This window comes from Methylobacterium sp. CM6246 (genome assembly GCF_054818005.1).
In genome coordinates, this window is sequence record NZ_JBTXKY010000001.1 from 5,870,617 (window position 1) to 5,888,934 (window position 18,318).

Annotated in this window: 21 protein-coding genes; 10 read left to right on the forward strand and 11 right to left on the reverse strand. The window is 68.7% G+C overall.

The window, feature by feature from the left end; translation table 11 throughout:
* Positions 1–31: 31 nt before the first annotated feature.
* The 4 genes from nadC to ACYQPG_RS28340 all read right to left on the reverse strand — a co-directional run bounded on the left by nadC (position 32) and on the right by ACYQPG_RS28340 (position 4,407).
* Positions 32–904, reverse strand: coding sequence for a carboxylating nicotinate-nucleotide diphosphorylase (nadC, locus tag ACYQPG_RS28325; RefSeq protein WP_461232227.1), 873 nt, complete (start codon positions 902–904; stop codon positions 32–34).
* Complete coding sequence (locus ACYQPG_RS28330) at positions 901–2,424, reverse strand: L-aspartate oxidase (RefSeq protein WP_461232228.1); 1,524 nt, start codon at positions 2,422–2,424, stop codon at positions 901–903. Before ACYQPG_RS28330 ends, nadC begins: the two co-directional genes overlap by 4 nt.
* Positions 2,425–2,426: 2 nt before the next feature.
* Positions 2,427–3,437, reverse strand: a complete 1,011-nt coding sequence (gene nadA / locus ACYQPG_RS28335) for a quinolinate synthase NadA (RefSeq protein ID WP_147906245.1) — start codon at positions 3,435–3,437, stop codon at positions 2,427–2,429.
* 139 nt (positions 3,438–3,576) lie between these two features.
* A complete protein-coding gene (locus tag ACYQPG_RS28340; protein ID WP_147906246.1) occupies positions 3,577–4,407 on the reverse strand; it encodes an aldo/keto reductase in 831 nt (276 codons plus the stop codon).
* A 204-nt stretch (positions 4,408–4,611) separates the two neighbouring features.
* Between ACYQPG_RS28340 and paoA the strand changes: the two genes are divergently transcribed.
* From paoA to ACYQPG_RS28360, 4 genes are all read left to right on the forward strand, one after another.
* Positions 4,612–5,265, forward strand: coding sequence for an aldehyde dehydrogenase iron-sulfur subunit PaoA (gene paoA / locus ACYQPG_RS28345; RefSeq protein WP_419831098.1), 654 nt, complete (start codon positions 4,612–4,614; stop codon positions 5,263–5,265).
* 10 nt (positions 5,266–5,275) lie between these two features.
* The gene (locus tag ACYQPG_RS28350) at positions 5,276–6,250 is read left to right on the forward strand and encodes an FAD binding domain-containing protein (protein ID WP_419830780.1); all 975 of its coding nucleotides are present in this window, start codon (positions 5,276–5,278) and stop codon (positions 6,248–6,250) included.
* 23 nt (positions 6,251–6,273) lie between these two features.
* Positions 6,274–8,496, forward strand: coding sequence for a molybdopterin cofactor-binding domain-containing protein (locus ACYQPG_RS28355; RefSeq protein ID WP_461232229.1), 2,223 nt, complete (start codon positions 6,274–6,276; stop codon positions 8,494–8,496).
* Positions 8,497–8,590: 94 nt separating this feature from the next.
* On the forward strand, positions 8,591–10,135 hold the full coding sequence (locus tag ACYQPG_RS28360) for an acyl-CoA synthetase (protein WP_461232230.1): 1,545 nt from the start codon (positions 8,591–8,593) through the stop codon (positions 10,133–10,135).
* Between the two features lie 109 nt (positions 10,136–10,244).
* Here ACYQPG_RS28360 and mgtE read toward each other — a convergent pair whose 3' ends face one another.
* Entirely contained in the window at positions 10,245–11,615 is a 1,371-nt protein-coding gene (gene mgtE, locus ACYQPG_RS28365) for a magnesium transporter (protein ID WP_147906251.1), read from the reverse strand.
* Between the two features lie 433 nt (positions 11,616–12,048).
* Here mgtE and pqqA (ACYQPG_RS28370) point away from each other — a divergent pair, with 433 nt between their 5' ends.
* Positions 12,049–12,138, forward strand: coding sequence for a pyrroloquinoline quinone precursor peptide PqqA (gene pqqA / locus ACYQPG_RS28370; RefSeq protein ID WP_007559223.1), 90 nt, complete (start codon positions 12,049–12,051; stop codon positions 12,136–12,138).
* Positions 12,139–12,219: 81 nt separating this feature from the next.
* Entirely contained in the window at positions 12,220–12,309 is a 90-nt protein-coding gene (gene pqqA, locus ACYQPG_RS28375; RefSeq protein ID WP_007559223.1) for a pyrroloquinoline quinone precursor peptide PqqA, read from the forward strand.
* A gap of 463 nt (positions 12,310–12,772) precedes the next feature.
* Here pqqA (ACYQPG_RS28375) and ACYQPG_RS28380 read toward each other — a convergent pair whose 3' ends face one another.
* The 4 genes from ACYQPG_RS28380 to ACYQPG_RS28395 all read right to left on the reverse strand — a co-directional run bounded on the left by ACYQPG_RS28380 (position 12,773) and on the right by ACYQPG_RS28395 (position 14,708).
* Complete coding sequence (locus ACYQPG_RS28380; RefSeq protein WP_187193395.1) at positions 12,773–12,913, reverse strand: hypothetical protein; 141 nt, start codon at positions 12,911–12,913, stop codon at positions 12,773–12,775.
* A gap of 88 nt (positions 12,914–13,001) precedes the next feature.
* The gene (locus tag ACYQPG_RS28385; protein WP_461232519.1) at positions 13,002–13,292 is read right to left on the reverse strand and encodes a hypothetical protein; all 291 of its coding nucleotides are present in this window, start codon (positions 13,290–13,292) and stop codon (positions 13,002–13,004) included.
* Positions 13,293–13,486: 194 nt separating this feature from the next.
* Positions 13,487–13,996: a metallophosphoesterase gene (locus ACYQPG_RS28390; RefSeq protein WP_147906252.1), complete on the reverse strand. Its 510-nt coding sequence runs from the start codon at positions 13,994–13,996 to the stop codon at positions 13,487–13,489.
* 133 nt (positions 13,997–14,129) lie between these two features.
* Positions 14,130–14,708 carry a type 1 glutamine amidotransferase domain-containing protein gene (locus tag ACYQPG_RS28395; RefSeq protein ID WP_147906253.1) on the reverse strand — a complete coding sequence of 193 codons (579 nt, stop codon included), beginning with the start codon at positions 14,706–14,708 and terminating at the stop codon, positions 14,130–14,132.
* Positions 14,709–14,852: 144 nt separating this feature from the next.
* Between ACYQPG_RS28395 and ACYQPG_RS28400 the strand changes: the two genes are divergently transcribed.
* The gene (locus ACYQPG_RS28400) at positions 14,853–15,056 is read left to right on the forward strand and encodes a hypothetical protein (RefSeq protein WP_147854656.1); all 204 of its coding nucleotides are present in this window, start codon (positions 14,853–14,855) and stop codon (positions 15,054–15,056) included.
* Positions 15,057–15,071: 15 nt separating this feature from the next.
* Here ACYQPG_RS28400 and ACYQPG_RS28405 read toward each other — a convergent pair whose 3' ends face one another.
* Positions 15,072–15,461 carry a hypothetical protein gene (locus ACYQPG_RS28405; RefSeq protein ID WP_147854655.1) on the reverse strand — a complete coding sequence of 130 codons (390 nt, stop codon included), beginning with the start codon at positions 15,459–15,461 and terminating at the stop codon, positions 15,072–15,074.
* Between the two features lie 316 nt (positions 15,462–15,777).
* Between ACYQPG_RS28405 and ACYQPG_RS28410 the strand changes: the two genes are divergently transcribed.
* Together ACYQPG_RS28410 and ACYQPG_RS28415 are read left to right on the forward strand one after the other, a co-directional pair.
* Positions 15,778–15,987, forward strand: coding sequence for a cold-shock protein (locus tag ACYQPG_RS28410; RefSeq protein WP_007565868.1), 210 nt, complete (start codon positions 15,778–15,780; stop codon positions 15,985–15,987).
* Between the two features lie 156 nt (positions 15,988–16,143).
* Complete coding sequence (locus ACYQPG_RS28415) at positions 16,144–16,380, forward strand: AsnC family transcriptional regulator (RefSeq protein WP_419830783.1); 237 nt, start codon at positions 16,144–16,146, stop codon at positions 16,378–16,380.
* Positions 16,381–16,611: 231 nt separating this feature from the next.
* Here ACYQPG_RS28415 and ACYQPG_RS28420 read toward each other — a convergent pair whose 3' ends face one another.
* On the reverse strand, positions 16,612–17,427 hold the full coding sequence (locus tag ACYQPG_RS28420) for a 3'(2'),5'-bisphosphate nucleotidase CysQ (RefSeq protein ID WP_419830784.1): 816 nt from the start codon (positions 17,425–17,427) through the stop codon (positions 16,612–16,614).
* 422 nt (positions 17,428–17,849) lie between these two features.
* On the opposite strand from ACYQPG_RS28420, the gene ACYQPG_RS28425 reads away from it, so the two are divergent.
* Positions 17,850–18,317, forward strand: a complete 468-nt coding sequence (locus tag ACYQPG_RS28425; RefSeq protein WP_147906256.1) for a DUF6101 family protein — start codon at positions 17,850–17,852, stop codon at positions 18,315–18,317.
* Position 18,318: the final 1 nt, after the last annotated feature.

The window sequence follows — 18,318 nt, forward strand, 5'->3', positions numbered from 1 at the left end:
TCCCCCGCACATCGGGAGAGGGTTCTGTCGATCAGGCGGCGTCCAGCCCCAGGTCGATGATCGCCGCCGAGTGGGTGATCCAGCCGCAGGAGATCAGGTCCACGCCCGAGGCCGCGACCGCGCCCACGGTCTCGCGGGTGATGCGGCCGGAGGCTTCCGAGAGGGCACGGCCGTCGATCATCGCCACCGCACGGGTCAGCAGGTCCGGGCCCATATTGTCGAGCAAGACGGCATCGACCCCGACCGAGAGCGCCTCTTCCAACTGGTCGAGGCTGTCGACCTCGCACTCGATTTTCACGAGGTGGCCGGCCCGTGCGCGGGCCCGCTGGATCGCCGGCACGATGCCGCCGGCCACCGCAACGTGGTTGTCCTTGATCAACACCGCATCGTCGAGGCCGAAGCGGTGGTTCGAACCGCCCCCGGCCCGCACGGCGTGCTTCTCCAGCGCGCGCAGGCCCGGCGTCGTCTTGCGGGTGCAGACGATCGAGGCCTTGCCGTGCGGGCGAGCCGCCTCCACGAGGCCGTTCGTCGCCGTCGCGACCCCCGACATCCGGCAGAGCAGGTTCAGGGCGACGCGCTCGGCGGTCAGGATCGCCCGGGCCGGGCCGTCGAGGCGCAACACCACGTCGCCGGGCGCGACCCGGGCCCCGTCGCCGCGCTCGACCGTCACGGTCACGGCCGGGTCGATGAGCGCGAACGCGATCGCGGCGGCGTCGGTGCCGGAGATTACCCCGTCCTGGCGGGACGCGATGACGCCGCGCATCCGTTGCCCGGGCGGCACGATCGCGTCGGTGGTAATGTCGCCGGCCCGGCCGAGATCCTCGATCAGGGCGGCACGCACCACCGGCTCCACCAGGAGCCGCGGCAAGGGCAGGATCTCTTCGGTCAGGACCGATTGCGTCATGATGCCAACTCCGTCCCGGCGGTCGTGGTCTCGCGGTACGCGGCGTTCAGCGTGGCGAGCGTCGTGTCCGTGTGGGCTGCCGGGGCGACATGCGGAAAGTCGCTGCGCCAGTGGGCGCCGCGGCTCTCCCGGCGGGTGAGCGCTCCGCGGGCGATCATCAGCGCCACCAGGGCGGCGTCGCAGGTCTCGCTGTGAGCTTCGAGCGTGGCGACCGCCTGCTCGAGGCCGGCGGCATCGCGGACCACGCCGACCTGGGCCTCCATGAGCCTGCGGATCGACGACAGATCCGCGACCGAACGGGGAGTTATCGTCTCGGGTGCGACCGCGCCTGGAAGCGGCACGTCGAGGGCGTCGGCGATGAAGCCGGCATAGGCGAGCCCTTCCAGCAGGGAATTGCTCGCGAGCCGGTTCGCACCGTGGAGGCCCGTGGAGGAGACCTCGCCGCAGGCATAGAGGCCCGGCACCGACGTGGCTCCGTGCGCATCCACCTTCACGCCGCCCATGTGGTAGTGCGCCGCCGGGCGGACCGGGATCGGCTGAACGGCGGGATCGATGCCGGCGGCGGCACACAGGCCGGCCACCGTCGGGAACCGCTTCGGCATCGCGGCCCCGAGGGCGCCGCGGGCATCGAGATAGACCGTGCGGCCGCGTTGGAGCGCCTGGAAGATGCCCCGGGCAACCACGTCGCGCGGGGCGAGGTCGCCGCCGGTGATTCCGGCCATGACCGCTTCGCCGGCCCCGTCGATCAGCCGGGCGCCCTCCCCGCGCAACGCCTCGGTGGCCAGCGGCATCGGATCGGCCCCGGCCGCGATCGCGGTGGGGTGGAACTGCACGAACTCCATGTCGCGCATCACCGCCCCGGCCCGCGCGGCCAGCGCGAGCCCCCCGCCGACGGCGCCGGGCGGGTTCGTGGTCGCCGCGTAGAGGGCGCCGACGCCGCCGGTGGCCAGCACCACGGCGCGCGCCAAGATGCGGAACCGGGCGCCGTCGCGCTCGGCCACGATGCCGGCGACCGCGCCGCGCGTGTCCCGCAGCAGGTCGCAGGCACGGGCTTCGACCACCTCCACAGACGGCGCGGCCAGGACCGCGCGCACCAATCCTTCGAGGACGCGGGCCCCGGTGGCATCACCGCCCGAGCGGACGATGCGGCGGCGGCCATGCGCCGCCTCCAGGCCGAGCGCCAGGGCGCCATCCTCGGTGCGATCGAACGGGACGCCGATCCGCACCAGCCAGTCGATCAGCCCCGGGCCCGCCTGGGCGACCCGGAGCGCCACGTCGGGCTCGGTCAGCCCGGCGCCCGCGGCTACGGTATCGGCGGCGTGGAGAGACGCCGCGTCGTCGGCGCCGACTGAGGCGGCGATGCCGCCCTGGGCCCAGCCGGTAGCGGTGCCGAGGCCCAGGGCCGAAGCAGTGATCAGCGTCACGGGGCGCGGCGCGAGCCGCAACGCGACGCTGAGGCCGGCGACGCCGCCGCCGACCACGACGATGCGGTCGGCCATGTTGGGAGTGACGGCGTTCATCGTCAGCGCACCAGCAGCATGCGCTCGACCGCAGCCCGGGCGCGGTCGGCCAAGGCGGGATCGACGGTGACCTCGTGGGTCAACGTCTCCAGGGCCCTGCGGATGTTGCTCAGGCTCATCCGCTTCATGTGCGGGCACATGTTGCAGGGCTTGATGAACTCGATGTCCGGGTTTGCCGCCGCGATGTTGTCGGCCATGGAGCACTCGGTCACCAAGACGACCTGGCTCGGGCGCTTCTGCAGCACGAAATCCATCATCATCGCGGTGGAACCGGAGAAGTCCGATTCGGCCACGACGTCGGGCGGGCATTCCGGGTGCGCGATCACCGTGACGCCGGGATAGCTGTCCCGCACGTCGCGGATGTCGGCGGGCGTGAAGCGCTCGTGCACCTCGCAATGGCCAGCCCAGGTCAGGATTTCGACCTCGGGAACCTCGGCCTGGACGTTCTGGGCCAGGAACTCGTCCGGGATCATCAGGACCCGGGGCGCGTTCAGCGACCGCACGACGGCCACGGCGTTGCCGCTCGTACAGCACAGGTCCGATTCGGCCTTCACGGCGGCCGACGTGTTCACGTAGGTCACGATCGGCACGCCCGGGTATTTGGCCCGCAGGCCGCGCACGTCGGCGGCCGTGATCGAATCGGCCAGCGAGCAGCCCGCGCCCATGTCGGGGATCAGTACGGTCTTGCTCGGGTTCAGGAGCTTGGCGGTCTCGGCCATGAAGTGCACGCCGGCCAACACGATCACGTCGGCATCGACATTCACCGCCTCGCGCGCCAGCGCCAGGCTGTCGCCGACGATGTCGGCCACCGTGTGGAAGATCTCCGGCGCCTGGTAATTGTGCGCCAGGATCACCGCGTTGCGCTCGCGCTTCAGCCGCAGGATCGCCTCGATATCGGGGGCGAGCGCCGGCCATTCGATTGCTGGAACGTGACGGCTGACACGGGCGTAGAGTTCCGGCAGCGGCAGGCCTGGAACCAACGTACGAGAGACGGGTGACACGGTCGCCGTCATGGCGTCCTCCATTATGCTCAGTTTGAGCATTGTGCCGTCTAACTTATGGGCGCCGCACCCGTCTGTCTAGATATGCTAGCCTTGAGCATAAATCTTTTGCGGCGCAGTGTTATGCTGCGGCGCAAAAGGGCTCGTGCGCTCAGCAGAAGGTCGCAGGATCGGGCCCGATCCGCCCGTCGGGCCGGTCGAGGGCGGCGATCTGGGTCATCTCCTGATCGCTGAGCGCAAAGTCGAACACCGAGACGTTCTCGACGATGCGCTCGGGTCGGGCGGTCTTCGGGATCGCGACGCAGCCGATCTGCACCTGCCAGCGCAGCACCACCTGGGCCGGGCTCCTGCCGTGCGCCTGGGCGATGGCGACGATGACCGGGTCGTTCAGCTCCTTGCCCTGGCCGAGCGGGCTCCACGACTCGGTGACGATTGTGTGCCGGGCATCATCGGCGCGGGGCTCCTTCCGCTGGAAATGCGGGTGGAGTTCGATCTGGTTGACGGCTGGCGCGACGCCGGTCTCGCCGATCAACGTGACGATGTGCTCCGGGGTGAAGTTCGAAACCCCGATCGACTTCGCGCGGCCTTCGTCGCGCAGCTGGATCATGGTCCGCCAGCTCTCCACGAACAGGCGCCGCTGCGGACAGGGCCAATGGATCAGGTAGAGGTCGACATAATCCTGGCCGAGACGCTTGAGGCTCTCGTCGAAGGCCTGCCGCGTCGCATCCCGGCCCTGGCGGTCGTTCCACAGTTTGGTGGTGAGAAACACGTCTTCGCGCGGGACCGACGATGCGCGGATACCACGGCCGACGCCTTCCTCGTTGCCGTAGGCGGCGGCGGTGTCGATCAGGCGATACCCGGCCCTGAGCGCGTGGCCGACGAGATCGGGCGCCTGTGACTCCGATAATTGCCAGCATCCGAAGCCGATCTGCGGGATGCGACGCCCGTCGTTGAGGGGCAAGGTCGGGATTGTGACGGCCATACTGAGCACTCCGGACGAGGTGTTGCGCCCGCGTCACCTGGATCGAGCCGAGGGATCGACCAGGGTTGAAATCTGACGCCCCGGGGAATGGCCGCGGTGAAGGGGCGCAGTCTGGACCGGATCTAATTTACGGACGCTGACGTTGGGACACTGAATTCCAGGCTGCGCTTCGCCGTGAGCGTCGCGCATGGGCGGGATAGCAGCATGACAGACGACACTCCGACGAAGCCGTTCGCTCTCACGCGGCGTGCTGTCGTAGAAGGCTGCGCCGCAGCCGGGGCAATCGGCGCCCTCGGCTTCCGGCCGGCGGCCGCCGCAACCGCGGCCCCCGGCGATCTGGCCGCGCAGACGATGCCTGTGCGCCTCACGATCAACGGCGAGGCGCGCGACTTGGTCCTGGACACGCGCACGACCCTGCTCGACGCCCTGCGCGAGCACCTGGCCCTCACCGGCACCAAGAAGGGCTGTGACCATGGTCAGTGTGGTGCCTGTACGGTGCTGGTGGATGGCCGGAGGATCAATTCCTGCCTGACGCTCGCAGCGATGCACGACGGTGACGCGGTCACGACGATCGAGGGACTGGCGACCGGGGACACGCTCCATCCGATGCAGGCCGCCTTCATCGCGCATGATGGCTTCCAGTGCGGCTATTGCACGCCCGGCCAGATCTGCTCTTCGGTGGGCATGCTGAGCGAGGCGAAGGCCGGATGGCCCAGCCACGTCACCGAAGACGTCGCGTCCACCCCGAGCCTCAGCGACGACGAGATCCGGGAGCGGATGAGCGGCAACATCTGCCGCTGCAGTGCCTATCCGAACATCGTCGCGGCGATCCGCGATACCGCCGCCAGCAACCTCTGAGGGGGCGGACATGAAGGCTTTCACGTACGAGCGTCCGGCCACCGTGCAGGACGCAGCCAAGCTTGCGGCCGAGCGGCCGAACGCGAAGTTCATCGCGGGCGGCACCAATCTGCTCGACCTGATGAAGCTTCAGATCGAGACCCCGGCGACGCTGATCGACGTCAACCGGCTGCCCCTCGACAAAGTCGAAGCGACGCCGGAGGGCGGCCTGCGCATCGGCGCACTGGTGCGCAACGCCGACCTCGCCGCGGACGTGCGCGTGCGCAAGGATTACGCGGTTCTGGCGAAGGCCCTGCTGGCCGGCGCCTCGGGCCAGCTGCGCAACAAGGCGACCACCGCCGGCAACCTGCTGCAGCGTACGCGCTGCTATTATTTCTACGACACCGCGATGCCCTGCAACAAGCGCGAGCCCGGCTCCGGCTGCTCCGCGATCGGCGGGTTCAACCGGATCATGGCCGTGCTGGGCGCCAGCGAGGCCTGCATCGCCACCAACCCGTCCGACATGAATGTCGCGATGCGGGCGCTGGATGCCTCCATCGAGACCATGGATCCGGCCGGGCAGGCGCGGACCATCCCGATCGCCGACTTCCACCGGCTGCCGGGCGACACGCCGCAGATTGAGACCGACCTGCGCAAGGGCGAGATCATCACCGCGGTGACGCTGCCGAAGCCGGTGGCCGGTCAGCACATCTACCGCAAGGTCCGCGACCGGGCGTCCTACGCCTTCGCGACCGTGTCGGTGGCCGCGATCATCACGGGTGCTGAGGGCGGTAAGCCGACGGCGGCGCGACTCGCTTTCGGTGGCCTGGCGCACAAACCCTGGCGCGTGGCCGAGGCCGAGGAGGTGCTGGTACGGACCGGCTCCGCCGATGCCGCCGCCGACGCGGTGCTGAAGGGCGCCCGCGGCTACGGCGCCAACGACTTCAAGATCCCGCTGACGCGGCGGACCCTGCGCGCCGTCATGGCGCAGGCGACCCGCGCGTAGAGAACCCGGCAAGGACAAGTCCCATGGAGATGAACCAGCCGATCGGCCGGACGCCCCTCGACGACCGTCCCGACGGCCTCGTCGGTAAACCGCTGGACCGGGTCGACGGACCGCTGAAGGTCACTGGGCACGCGCCCTACGCCTACGAGACCAGGGCGCTCAAGAACCCCGCCTACGGTTACATCGTCCCGGCGACCATCGCGGCCGGCACGATCCGGGCGATCGACGCCGAGGCCGCGCGCCGAGCCCCGGGGACGATCCTTGTCCTGACCCACGAGAACGTGCCAGAGCAGGGTGAGAAGAAGGAGCAGGTCTGGCCGCAGCTCCAGGGCACCGACATCAAGTTCTACGGGCAGCCCGTGGCGTTCGTGGTCGCTGAGACCTTTGAGCAGGCCCGGGCCGCCGCCATGCTGGTCAAGGTCCGCTACGATGCGGCCAAGCCCAAGGCGCTGCTGAAGGACAACATGGCGGCGGCCTACGAGCCGAAGCCGGTCAACTCGCCCCCGGACTCGAAGCTCGGCGATTTCGATGCCGCCTTCGCGGCGGCACCCGTGAAGCTCGACGTGGAATACACCACGCCGCCGCAGATCCACGCCCAGATGGAGCCGCACGCCACGATCGCCTCCTGGGAGGATGACGGCGTGGTGCTGCACACCGCCAACCAGATGCCGAACCGCGGCCAGAAGGCCCTCGGCTCGGTTCTCAAGCTGCCGCCCGAGAAGGTGCGGATTGTCAGCCCGTATATCGGCGGCGGCTTCGGTGCCAAGCTGCAGGTGCAGCCCGAGGCGACCCTGGCGATCCTGGCCTCCAAGGTGATCCGTCGGCCCGTGAAGGTCGCGATGACCCGGCAGCAGGAATTCCACGTCGCGACCCACCGCACGGACACGATCCAGCGGATTCGCCTGGGAGCCGACAAGGACGGACGTCTCTCGGCGATCGGGCACGAATCCTGGTCCGACACCGCCGAGGGCGACGGCTTCTTCGAGACCTCCGCCAACGTCACCCGCTCGCTCTACGCGGCGCAGAACCGGGTGACGCGCCATCGGCTCGTCAACCTGAACATGCCGATCGCCTCGGCCATGCGCGCGCCGGGTGAGGCCGTGGGGCAGCTCGCCTTCGAATGCGCCATGGACGAGTTGGCCGAGCACCTGAAGATCGACCCCGTCGAGCTGCGGATGCGCAACGAGCCCGCCGAGGACCCCGAGAAGAAGGTGCCGTTCTCGACCCGCCAGCTCGTGCCCTGCATGCGCGAGGGCGCCCGCCTGTTCGGCTGGGACAAGCGGCAGGCGGCGGGCAGCCGGCGCGAGGGCAACTGGCTCGTCGGCATGGGCATGTCGGCCGCCGCCAGGCTCAACCCCCTGATGCCGTCCTCGGCCAAGGTGCGGCTTGGGCCCGACGGGGTGCTGGTCGTCCGCATGGCCATGACCGATCCCGGCACCGGCACCTACACGATCCTCACGCAGATCGCCGGCGAGATGCTGGGGCTTCCGGTCGAGCGTGTCCGGGTCGAGATGGGCGATACCGACTTCCCGTTCGCGTCCGGCTCGGGAGGCTCGTTCGGGGCCGGATCGGCTGGATCCGCGCTCTACGTCGCCTGCGACAACCTCCGGCAGGCGCTGCTGAAGGCGGGCGACCTGAACCCGGAGGGCGCGACCTTCTGGGACGGCGCCGTGACCTCGGGCAACCGCACGGAATCGCTGAAAGACCTCGCGGGCACCGGCCTGGAGGCCTCCGGCGAGATCAAGCCGGGGGAGATGAAGCAGAAATTCTCGCAGTACTCCTACGGCGCACACTTCGCGGAAGTCGGCGTCGATGCCGATACCGGGGAGATCAGGCTTCGCAGAATGCTGGGCGTCTTCACCGGCGGGCGCATCCTCAATGCGAAGACGGCGCGAAGTCAGGCGATCGGCGGCATGACCTTCGGCGTTGGCGCGGCGTTGATGGAGGATGCGGTGGTGGATTCCCGCTACAGCTTCTTCGTCAACCACGACTTGGCCGAGTACCACGTCCCTGTCCACGCCGATGTGCCGGTGATCGACGCGGTGTTCCTGCCCGAACTGGACGACAAGACGAACCCGCTGAAGAGCAAGGGGCTCGGCGAGCTCGGCATCTGCGGTGCCGGGGCGGCCCTCGCCAACGCGATCCACAATGCCACCGGCATCCGGATCCGCGCGTATCCCATGACCCTCGACAAGGTGCTCAAAGGGTTCGAGGAGCAGGAGGGTCAGGCCCAACGCCGGACCTGACGCGCTCCGCATCGGCGCTGGCCTCACCCGAGGTTGACGGGCGGCGCGCCGATGCGGGACACCCGGGCAAAACCCAAGACGCGGGGAACGCCCTTTGTCCGACGCCCTCCGGCTCCATGATCATCGCCATCCCCCGGCCCGCTTCAACGCGGCCCGGTACTGCCTGGCGGAGAATGCGCGGCTGCGCCCAGACAAGACCGCGCTGGTGCTGGTCGGCGACGGCACCGCGAGCCGGCTCAGCTTCGGCGATGTCGACCGCGCGGTGCGCAGCATCGCGGCGGGGCTGCTCGGGCTCGGGCTGACGCCCGGCGACCGGGTGATGATTCGGATGGGCAACGAGGCCGATTACGTCCTGATCTACTTCGGCGCCCAAGCGGCCGGCCTGGTGGCCCTGCCGTCCTCGCCCCAGCTGACCGAGGGCGAAGCCGAATTCCTGATGGAGAATTCCGGCGCCCGGGCGATCGTGGTCGGCGGCGGCTGCGCGGTGCCGCCCGCGGCCCTGGGCAGCCGCATCCTGCTCGACGCCGCCGCGATCACCGCCCTGAAGGGCACCGCCCCGCTTCCGGACTACGCCGACACCGCCGCAGACGACCCGGCGATGCTGATCTACACCTCCGGCACGACCAGCCGGCCCAAGGGGGTGCTCCATGCCCACAGGGCCGCCCATGGCCGCTGGCCCATGGTCGAGCACTGGATCGGGCTCGGCGAATCCGACGTGATGCTGCATGCCGGCACCATGAACTGGACCTACACGCTGGGCGTCGGCCTGAGCGATCCGTGGTCGGTGGGTGCCACCGCGGTGCTCTACAACGGCCCCCGCGACCCGTCGGTCTGGCCGCGTCTGATCGCGGCGTACAGGGCCACCCTGTTCGCCGCAGTCCCGACCCTCTACCGCCAGATCCTGAAGTACGGCGCCCTCGAAAGCCACGACCTGTCGAGCCTGCGCCACGGCTGCACCGCCGGCGAGCCGCTGTCGATCGAGCTGCTCAAGGCCTGGACCCGCGCCACCGGCAAGCCCCTCTACGAGGCGCTCGGGATGAGCGAGATCTCGACCTACATCTCCAGCGGGCCCACCATCCCGGTGCGCTCCGGCTCCCCGGGCCGGCCGCAGCCCGGCCGGCGCGTCGCGATCCTCCCGGTGGAGGGGGAGCCCGTGCCGCTGCCCGCCGGCGAGACCGGTCTCCTGGCGGTCCACCGCTCGGAGCCCGCGCTGATGCTCGGCTATTGGAACCGCCCCGACGAGGAAGCCGAGGTGATGCGCGGCGACTGGTTCGTCGGCGGTGACCTCGCCCGGCTCGATGCCGACGGCTACGTCTGGTTCGAGGGCCGCAACAACGACCTTATGAAGGCGATGGGCTATCGGGTCTCGCCGAACGAGGTCGAGGTCGTGCTCTCGGCCCACCCGTCCGTGGCGGAAGTCGGGGTGGCCGAGCTGCCGGTGCGCGCCGATGTCTCGGTGATCTGCGGCTTCGTGGTGCTTCAGCCCGGTGCCGAACCCGACGCCGAGGCCCTGCTCGCGTGGTGCGAGGCCCGGCTTGCCGCCTACAAGCGGCCGCGGGAGATCCGGTTCCTGGACGCGCTGCCCCGAACGGCCAATGGCAAGGTGCAGCGCAAGCGGCTGGCCGAGGCCATGGGGTGAAGCGGCCTCTTCAAACCTCTCCGCGGAAGGAGAGCTCCGAGGAATACATCCGGAGCGCTCCGGACATCCGCCCTGTCATTCCCGGCCGGAAGCAACCGCAAACGCGCCCCTACAGCAGCGTCCCCCGCAGGATCAGCAGCGCCACGGAGAAGTAGATCACCAGCCCGGTCACATCGACCAGCGTGGCCACGAACGGGGCCGAGGCGGTGGCGGGGTCGAAGCCGATCCGTTGCAGAATGAACGGCAGCATCGAGCCGGCGAGCGAGCCGAACATCACAATCCCGATCAGGGCCGAACCCACCGTGGCGGCCACCAGCGGCCAATGCTCGCCGTAATCGTAGAGGCCGAGCTTCTGCCAGGCCACGATCCGGATCACTGCGATGACCCCCAGGATGCTGCCCAGCACGATGCCGGTGGGCAGCTCGCGTAGCGCCACCCGCCACCAGTCGCCGAGGCGGATCTGGTGCAGGGCGAGTGCCCGGATCAGCAGAGAGGTCGCCTGCGAGCCGGAATTGCCGCCCGAGCTCATGATCAGCGGGATGAACAGGGTCAGGACGATCGCCTTCTCCAGTTCGCCTTCAAAACCCTGCATCGCCGAGGCGGTGAGCATTTCGGAGAGGAACAGCGCGCATAGCCAGCCGGCGCGCTTCCGGATCATCGTGAAGAAGCCGATATCCATATAGGGCTCGGGCAGCGCCTCCATGCCGCCGAAGCGCTGCACGTCCTGGGTCTGCTTCTCGACCATGGCGTCGATCATGTCGTCCACCGTGACAATGCCGATCAGGTGCCCGACCGCGTCGACCACGGGCAGCGCCAGCAGGTCGTATTTCGAGATCAGCCGGGCGGCCTCCTCGCGACTCGCCGTGGGCGACACCGCCAGCGGCCGCCGCCCCGGGGCGACGCTGAGCACGTTGTCGCTCGGGTCGCCCGAGATCAGGCGGCGCAGGGGTACCGCCTTGGTCAGCGCCCGGGTGCGCGGATCGAGCACGAAGATCGCGTAGATGGTCTCGCGGGTCTTCTCGACGTGGCGGATGTGCTCCAGCGTCTGGCCCACCGTCCAGGTGCCCGGCACCGTGACGAACTCGGTGGTCATCAGCGAGCCGACCGTCTCCTCGCCGTAGGCCGACAGCCGATCGACGGCGCCGCGGGTCTCGGCGTCGAGGCGGGCGCGCAGGTCGGAACGGCCGGGTTCCTCGATCTCCCGGAACACGTCCGTGACCCGGTCGGCCGACATGCCCGAAAGGTAGGCCGCCACCCGGTCGCGCGGCAGCATCTCGATGATGTCGGCGGCCATATCGAGTTCGGGCTGGTCCAGCACCTCGATCGCCCGATCCATCGGCAGGCCAAGGATGATCGCGGCGGCGACCTCGGGGGCCTCGTCGTTCAATGCTTCGACGATGTCGGGGGCGCGCTCGTCCGAGAGGCGTGCGGCCAACACGGAGGGGTCGACGCGCGCGTCGATGGGGGCGATCTCGTTCATGGCCTCGCCTCGCGGATGACGAGACGGCGCGCCGCCGGTCTTGCTGGTTGAGGGCCGCGACCGGCGGCCCACGCCGCTCACCCCGCGGCCGGGCCTCTCAGCGGCTCAGGCGGGATGACGGCGCGTCGCCGGGCACGGCAGGCACGATCGGTCTGGCACGTCGCTTCGCTGTCGATGCTGAAAGGGAGCGCGGGCCACCCGCATGGAGGCCCGACGCGGCTGCCTCGTGCCCCTACGGGAATAGTCCGTCAAGCCGAAACCACTGCGTGTTCCCAGTTCGCTTTCACGATCGCGCCGGGGCGTGGCCGAGAAGCCGCGACGGCACCCGCGCCCTACGCCCCAGCTCCCTATGAGAAATATAAGTGTTGTGCTCGCTTGTATTGCGTCCAAGATATTGCCTATATGGATCTCAGCAACAACGAGGAGAAACGCCATGGCTTGGTCCGCCCCCATCGTGTCTGAGATCTGCGTCGGCATGGAAGTCACCAGCTACGAGTCGGCCGAGATCGACACCTTCAACTGAGCAGGCCCTACCCTGGGTTGGCTCTGCCACCCGGGGAGTTAGGTCGTCTTCGTCCCATCATTTCCATTTTGGAGTCACATCATGGCTTGGTCCGCCCCCATCGTGTCCGAAATCTGCGTCGGCATGGAAGTCACCAGCTACGAGTCGGCTGAGATCGACACCTTCAACTAAGACGTCTATCGTTCGACAGAACGAAGGAAGGCGCCGCTTCACTCGAAGCGGCGCCTTTTTCATGCGCAACACACGGTCAGGATGCCGGATACCGGTCTGTCGAACATCAGGCGGCCTGATCTTCAGCTTGCGCGGCAGCGGATCCTGTACTGCTCCGATGAAGCTGGCGCGCGATAAACCGGAACGGCAAAGCCAGTGGTGGTTCGAATCCATCACGCGCGGTGCAGCACAACGGTCGCATAGGCAGCGCCCATGCCCGCTCCAGGGCGCATTACCGTCTGTACTGACGCCCGACCAGGCAGATATTACGTGTGAGAACAGAGATATGGGGGGATCACTGAACCAGCCCCAAATCTGTTCGTCCCGTCGATCAAGTTCAGCGTGATGCGGCTGCCACCGCACTCAGCCCTTGTGTCGACGCACTCGCGCACGCCGATCCAGTACCCACTTCCGCGGCGAGCGCTCAGAGCGTGCCGATCAGGACCAGAAGCATCGTCGTAGCGACGGTCGTGCTGATGAAGCCGCAGAGGGCAGCTGCGAAGGATGGTCCGGTGCGGTTGGCGGTGGGCGCCTGGAGGTCGGACGACAGCAGGGCGGTGGTCATCGGCGCATAACCTTGTCGGCGACGTGCGTCGCTCGTGTCGGGATGATGCTGCAGGGCCTGAACGTATGCGGTGCGCGAACGCACCCGATCAGTCGCAGCGGTTGATCTTCTTGGCGATGCGGAGACCGCGCAGCTCGCTGCGCAGGTCAATGGCCACCACGCCCTCGCCGCAGCGCTCGAAGGCGTCACGGGCGTCGTCGTAGCGGTCGCCGACCTCGTCCAGCGTGTCGCAGACGCGGTCATGGTTCCCCAGCCGCGCCTCCTGGCGCGCCTGGAAGCGGAGGGCGCTGGCCTCGTCCACCTTGCGCTGAGCGTCGAGGCATGCCGGCAGGGCCAGCGCCGCGTTGCTCAGAGCGAGGAGAGACAGACCCCCGACCAACGCCGACTTGGCGAGGCCGGACAGGGTGGAGAAGCCGGTCTTGGGAGAGGCCGAACGGATACGCACGGGATCACTCACGGAACGGTCAATTCGGTAGCCCCGCAGGCGGGGCGCCGGGTTTCTCTGGAGCGGATCAAGTCCGCCCCCTCTCTGTCCGCTGAAACGGTGAAGCTGGCGTGAAGGTTCCGGCCGGATTACGCCTTCCGACGGAGCCGTGAGGTGAGGATTGCGGAGAGTCCCACCGGGGCCGGCCCCATCGGGTCGACGCCGACATCGTACTGCTTCGGCATCGGCTTGAGCTTGCCGTGGCTGTGGCCGTGCAGGTTGAGGGCACCCCGGCCCATCCCGTTCCAGGTCCGGAACGCGTAGTGGCACAGCACCACCATCCGGTCGTCGACCACGCGTTCGGCGTAATGGCGCACCGAGGCCCAACCGGGTGCTGCGAGGGTGTCGGGGCCGTCGTTGTTGCCCACGATTAGGTGCTTTTCGCCGTTGAGCCCGTCGAGGATCTCGCGGATCCGCGCACCGCTCGGGCCGAGGGCGAAGTCCCCGAGGTGCCAGACTGTGTCGCCGGGCGCGACCGCGGCGTTCCAGGCGGCGATCAGGCCGGCATCGTGGGCGTCCAGATCCGGGTAGGGCCTGTGGTCGAACCGCAGGGCGCGCAGGTCGCCGAAATGGGTATCGCCCGTGAAGAAGGTGGCCACCCGTGCGATCCCTCAGCGTTCGTCCCGATGTCCATACGACCGACCATGGCGATGGCCATCGGAAACCGCATCGGGTGCGGCCGACCCCGCGTTCACGCCGCGGGATCGGCAGGACCTGCGCCGTGCGAAATCCTCAGGCCGCCAGCTGCCGGGTGCCGTGGCCGCCTTCCTGGATCTCCTCGACGATCTTCGCGCAGAAAGCATCGAGGTCGCCCGGGTTGCGGCTGGTGACGACGCCTTGGTCGGTCACGACCTCCCGGTCGTGCCAGCGGCCGCCGGCGTTGATCACGTCGGTTCGGATGGACGCGAACGAGGTCATGTCGCGGCCCTTGGCCGCGCCGGCTTCGATCAGCAGCCACGGCGCGTGACAGATGGCGGCGACCACCTTGCCGGAGGTGAAGAAGCTCCGGATCACCTCAAGAGCCTTGGGCTCGAGCCTCAGCTTGTCGGGATTGATCTGGCCGCCCGGAAGCACCAGGGCGTCGTAGTCGGCAGGATCGACGCGCTCGAGATCGATGTCGACCGCGACCTCCTTGCCCCAGTCGGTCTTGTCCCAGCCGCGGATCGTGCCCTTGCTCTCGCGCGATTGCGGTGCGGACACCGCGACCGAGGCGCCAGCGTCGGCCAGCTTGGCTTGCGGAACGGTCAGTTCGCTCTCCTCGAAGCCGTCCGTTGCGAGGATCAGGATCTTGGCCTGGCGGATATCGGGCATGGCGAGCCTCCTTCTGGGGGTTTGCCCGGACAACCGAGGTCGATTGGCCGTGTTCCGATGGCGGCGGATCGCGAGGCCGTCGCCTGGAACCGCCGGAGAATCGGCCCGTTGGTCCGGCATCCCGAAAACCAACAGGAGACCGCCATGGCCAATCCAGGCCTCCCCGAGCCTACGCCCGGCGATCTGCCGCCTCCGCCGCCTACGCCCGATGAGGAGCCGGATATCGGACCGACCGGACCGCGCTCGCCCTATCCCGTGAACGATCCCGGCATCGGCGAGCCGGGCGGGCCGGGCTCGGAGCCCGATGTCTTCCCGGGTGCGCCCACCGACCCGGGAACCCGGATGTAATCGACCCGGATGTGATCAATGGCCGCCGTGTGAGGTGCGTACGTCGCGCGGCGCGCTGAGGATCTCGGAGAGGCTCGTCACCACGTGGCGGGCCTCTTCGTCCGTCAGGCGCAGCTGGAACGGCGGCAACGCGCCCGCCTGGAGCGCAACGACAGCCTGGCCCTCCTCGTCGGTGCCGATCTCGATCGCCGAGGACGTCACGTCCAGCATGGCGATCTCCTCGTCGCCCAGGCCATCGCCCAGGTCCGGCTCGTCCGTGTCGTCGATGGCCGTGAGAAGCTGGCCGACGGCGCGCACCAGCGCGCGCGCGGCGCGGGCATCCATCACCACCGCCGTCGCCTGATCGTCCTTCTGAAAGGACAGCTGGATGTTCGCACCGTCCAGCGAGACCGAAATGCCTGCCATGTATCGCCCGGGAGCCTCGCGCCTTAACTGCCTGTCCGCGTTCCGTATATGCATCGGGCCCGGCGGAAATCCCAGGGGGCGTCACGCCGCCGCGCCGGCCCAGTCGCGGCCTGCGACGCAGAAGTTGTGCCCGAAACGCCTTGTTGCCGCCGCAGCCAACGCCTAAATAGAGCCTCGGGGGGCTTACCCACCGAGACCGGTGCTTTTTAACGCCCAGCGTCTCGCGCCCTGCCACACTGGCCAACCCAGCAAGACCGTGGTGCATCGCGCGGCTTTTTCGCCGTGCGCATGGCCTATGGACGACGAGGTATCCTACGTGAACACCGGCACTGTGAAGTGGTATAACGAGACCAAGGGCTACGGCTTCATCCAGCCCGATGACGGCGGCAAGGACGTTTTCGTTCACATCTCCGCTGTAGAGCGGGCTGGGATGCGCAACTTGGTCGAGGGCCAGCGGCTCTCGTACGAGATCCTGACGGACAAGCGCAGCGGCAAGGACGCCGCCGGCAACCTTCAGGCGGCCTGAACCCCAGCGGGTTCTTACCGGCCGCGCGGCGGCTCCCCCTTCCGACGCTTCCATCCGGGCGAGACCGCTCGGTCGAGGGGCGTCGGAGGCAACCAGCAGAAACGACGCCGGGCGCACACAGACGTTCGGTCCAGAAAAGAAAAGACACACGCGATAATGATGTTCGAATACACGCGGCGCCGCGGCGTCCGCTCTCCCGTCACCGATGCATCGACTTTCCGGGTCGGTCGGCTGGCACGGGCCAATTCCGCGAATGGAGCCAAGACCGATCTGAGCAACTTGATCGATCGGTCCTACAATTATCACTCCCCCCGCGAACTGCGCTGGCATCTGGCCGAGCGTCTGGGGCTGGCCCCCAACGCTGTGGTCATCCGCGAGGCGGCGGCGGCCTGAGGGCCGACGTTCCTCAGCGGATCTGCCAGGCACGCCTGACGTACAGGGCCGTGTTCGATCTCGGATCGAACGCGGCTTCTTACGTGCTATAGGTCGTGCAGCGGCGCTGCTCCTCTCGCGCCGTCGCTTTCCCCGTCGCATGCAGCGCTTTGCCTGCCGGTTCGGATCACCGTCCACGAAAGTGCCGGGTGTCCGGGAAAGGGGTCGCGCCCGGTGCGGGTCGGTTCGACCTTATCGGTCCCAGGCCGCCAGGACCGGGGCGCGCAGCACGACCGGCGTGGCCAGCAATTCGCCGTGGACGGGGTCCGGCCGATTATAGGTGGTCGCCTCGCCCTTGAGGTCGCAGACCGTTCCGCCCGCCTCGCGCAGGATCAGGTCGGCCGCGGCGATGTCCCAGTCGCGGGCATTGCCAGAGATCAGCCCGACATCGACCGAGCCTTCCGCGACCCGGGCGAGCCGCAGGGCGAGTGATGGAATGCGGTCGATCCGCTCGAAATCGACGCCGGCGCCGGCCCCGCGCGACAGCCGGTCGAGCATCGGCTTGGGGCCGGTGATGCGCGCGCCCTGAAGCGTCTCCTTGGGATCGACCCGGATCGGCTCGCCGTTGCGGGTCGCGCCGCGTCCGAGAACGGCCTCGTAATCGGCGTTCCCCACCGGGGCGTGGACGAAGCCGATCCGCGGCTGGCCGCCGGCCAGCAGGGCGACCGCGATCGACCAGTCGGGATGCCCGGACAGGAACGCCCGGGTGCCGTCGATCGGATCGACGATCCACACGAGGTCGTGGCCGAGGCGCGCCGGATCGTCCGCGGTCTCCTCGGACAACCACGCGGCCGCGGGCACCAGGGCGCTCAAGCGAATCTTCAGGAAGGTGTCGACCGCGACATCCGCCTCTGTCACCGGAGACCCGCCCGCCTTCGACCAGATCCGCGCGGAGGTCTGTCCGCCCAGCTTGAAGTACGGGCGAGCGATGTCGGCGGCCTCGCGCATGACCGCGCGCAGGTCCGGCATCAGGGCGGAGACGGCCGCGTCGGTGATGGGCTCGGGCATCGCGCTCCGCGGGGCATGCGTCAGGCCCGGGATCGGGCCACATCGGGGCCTCCGCCCGGCAGGTCGGATGAAGTGAGCCGGCTCGGCAGGCGGTGTTGGGTACCGGAAGGCCATGCCGCCCGGTACCGTCCGTTGTAGGGCGCAGCCGGCACGGCCACAAGGATCCGCACTCTGCCCCCTGGATCGATCAAGACCGATCGATCTTCGCAAGGAAGTGTTGAGCATTCAAGGAAGCATTGAGCATTCCTCAAATGACATCCCCGTCCAGAATCGCTTAACGACGGTGATTAAGCTGTGCGGAGGAGTTCGGGTGCGATTTTGCTTGGCATAACGGACGGCCCCGAGCGGGTCGCCACTTGCTCCAGGGACGCGCACAGATGAACACTTCCTCGTTCACGGACGAACGCCGCGAAGGACCTTCGATGGATGCCCGTGGGGCCGCTGCTCTGGCCGATTTCGCCATCGTCGCATCGCCGCTTCCGGTGATCGGCCGCATCTCCGGCGCCCGCAAGGCCGCTGGAATCGCCCTGGCCTACGCCACCGAGGATGCCGAGATCTGCGGCGCCGACCGGTTCAGCCTGATCCTGGTCGATGCCGAGGGCGAGGAGCTGGATCGCCTCGGCTGCTTCGACGAGGACGACGTGGTCGCCGTCTGGCGCGACATCGCCGCCCGGGCCGGGCTGGTCCGCATGATCGTCCGGGAGGACGGTGTCCTGGTCCCGGTCTCCGAGCAGATCGGCCGGCTGATCCTTGGGCGCGTGCGCATCCGCCGCCGGCATGCCGGACTCGGTGCCCGTCGGCCGCGCTTCCTCGCCCGCCGCAAGACCGGCCGTCTGCCGGCCCGGCCGCAGATCTTTCGCGGTGAGAACGAGATCATCGCCCGCACCTGAG

Excerpts from the sequence above, each read along its gene's own strand:
- nadC (WP_461232227.1), bottom strand. The coding sequence starts at position 904 with ATGACGCAATCGGTCCTGACCGAAGAGATCCTGCCCTTGCCGCGGCTC.
- ACYQPG_RS28330 (WP_461232228.1), bottom strand. The coding sequence starts at position 2,424 with ATGAACGCCGTCACTCCCAACATGGCCGACCGCATCGTCGTGGTCGGC.
- nadA (WP_147906245.1), bottom strand. The coding sequence starts at position 3,437 with ATGACGGCGACCGTGTCACCCGTCTCTCGTACGTTGGTTCCAGGCCTG.
- ACYQPG_RS28340 (WP_147906246.1), bottom strand. The coding sequence starts at position 4,407 with ATGGCCGTCACAATCCCGACCTTGCCCCTCAACGACGGGCGTCGCATC.
- paoA (WP_419831098.1), top strand. The coding sequence starts at position 4,612 with ATGACAGACGACACTCCGACGAAGCCGTTCGCTCTCACGCGGCGTGCT.
- ACYQPG_RS28350 (WP_419830780.1), top strand. The coding sequence starts at position 5,276 with ATGAAGGCTTTCACGTACGAGCGTCCGGCCACCGTGCAGGACGCAGCC.
- ACYQPG_RS28355 (WP_461232229.1), top strand. The coding sequence starts at position 6,274 with ATGGAGATGAACCAGCCGATCGGCCGGACGCCCCTCGACGACCGTCCC.
- mgtE (WP_147906251.1), bottom strand. The coding sequence starts at position 11,615 with ATGAACGAGATCGCCCCCATCGACGCGCGCGTCGACCCCTCCGTGTTG.
- pqqA (WP_007559223.1), top strand. The coding sequence starts at position 12,049 with ATGGCTTGGTCCGCCCCCATCGTGTCTGAGATCTGCGTCGGCATGGAA.
- pqqA (WP_007559223.1), top strand. The coding sequence starts at position 12,220 with ATGGCTTGGTCCGCCCCCATCGTGTCCGAAATCTGCGTCGGCATGGAA.
- ACYQPG_RS28380 (WP_187193395.1), bottom strand. The coding sequence starts at position 12,913 with ATGACCACCGCCCTGCTGTCGTCCGACCTCCAGGCGCCCACCGCCAAC.
- ACYQPG_RS28395 (WP_147906253.1), bottom strand. The coding sequence starts at position 14,708 with ATGCCCGATATCCGCCAGGCCAAGATCCTGATCCTCGCAACGGACGGC.
- ACYQPG_RS28400 (WP_147854656.1), top strand. The coding sequence starts at position 14,853 with ATGGCCAATCCAGGCCTCCCCGAGCCTACGCCCGGCGATCTGCCGCCT.
- ACYQPG_RS28405 (WP_147854655.1), bottom strand. The coding sequence starts at position 15,461 with ATGGCAGGCATTTCGGTCTCGCTGGACGGTGCGAACATCCAGCTGTCC.
- ACYQPG_RS28415 (WP_419830783.1), top strand. The coding sequence starts at position 16,144 with ATGATGTTCGAATACACGCGGCGCCGCGGCGTCCGCTCTCCCGTCACC.
- ACYQPG_RS28420 (WP_419830784.1), bottom strand. The coding sequence starts at position 17,427 with ATGCCCGAGCCCATCACCGACGCGGCCGTCTCCGCCCTGATGCCGGAC.
- ACYQPG_RS28425 (WP_147906256.1), top strand. The coding sequence starts at position 17,850 with ATGGATGCCCGTGGGGCCGCTGCTCTGGCCGATTTCGCCATCGTCGCA.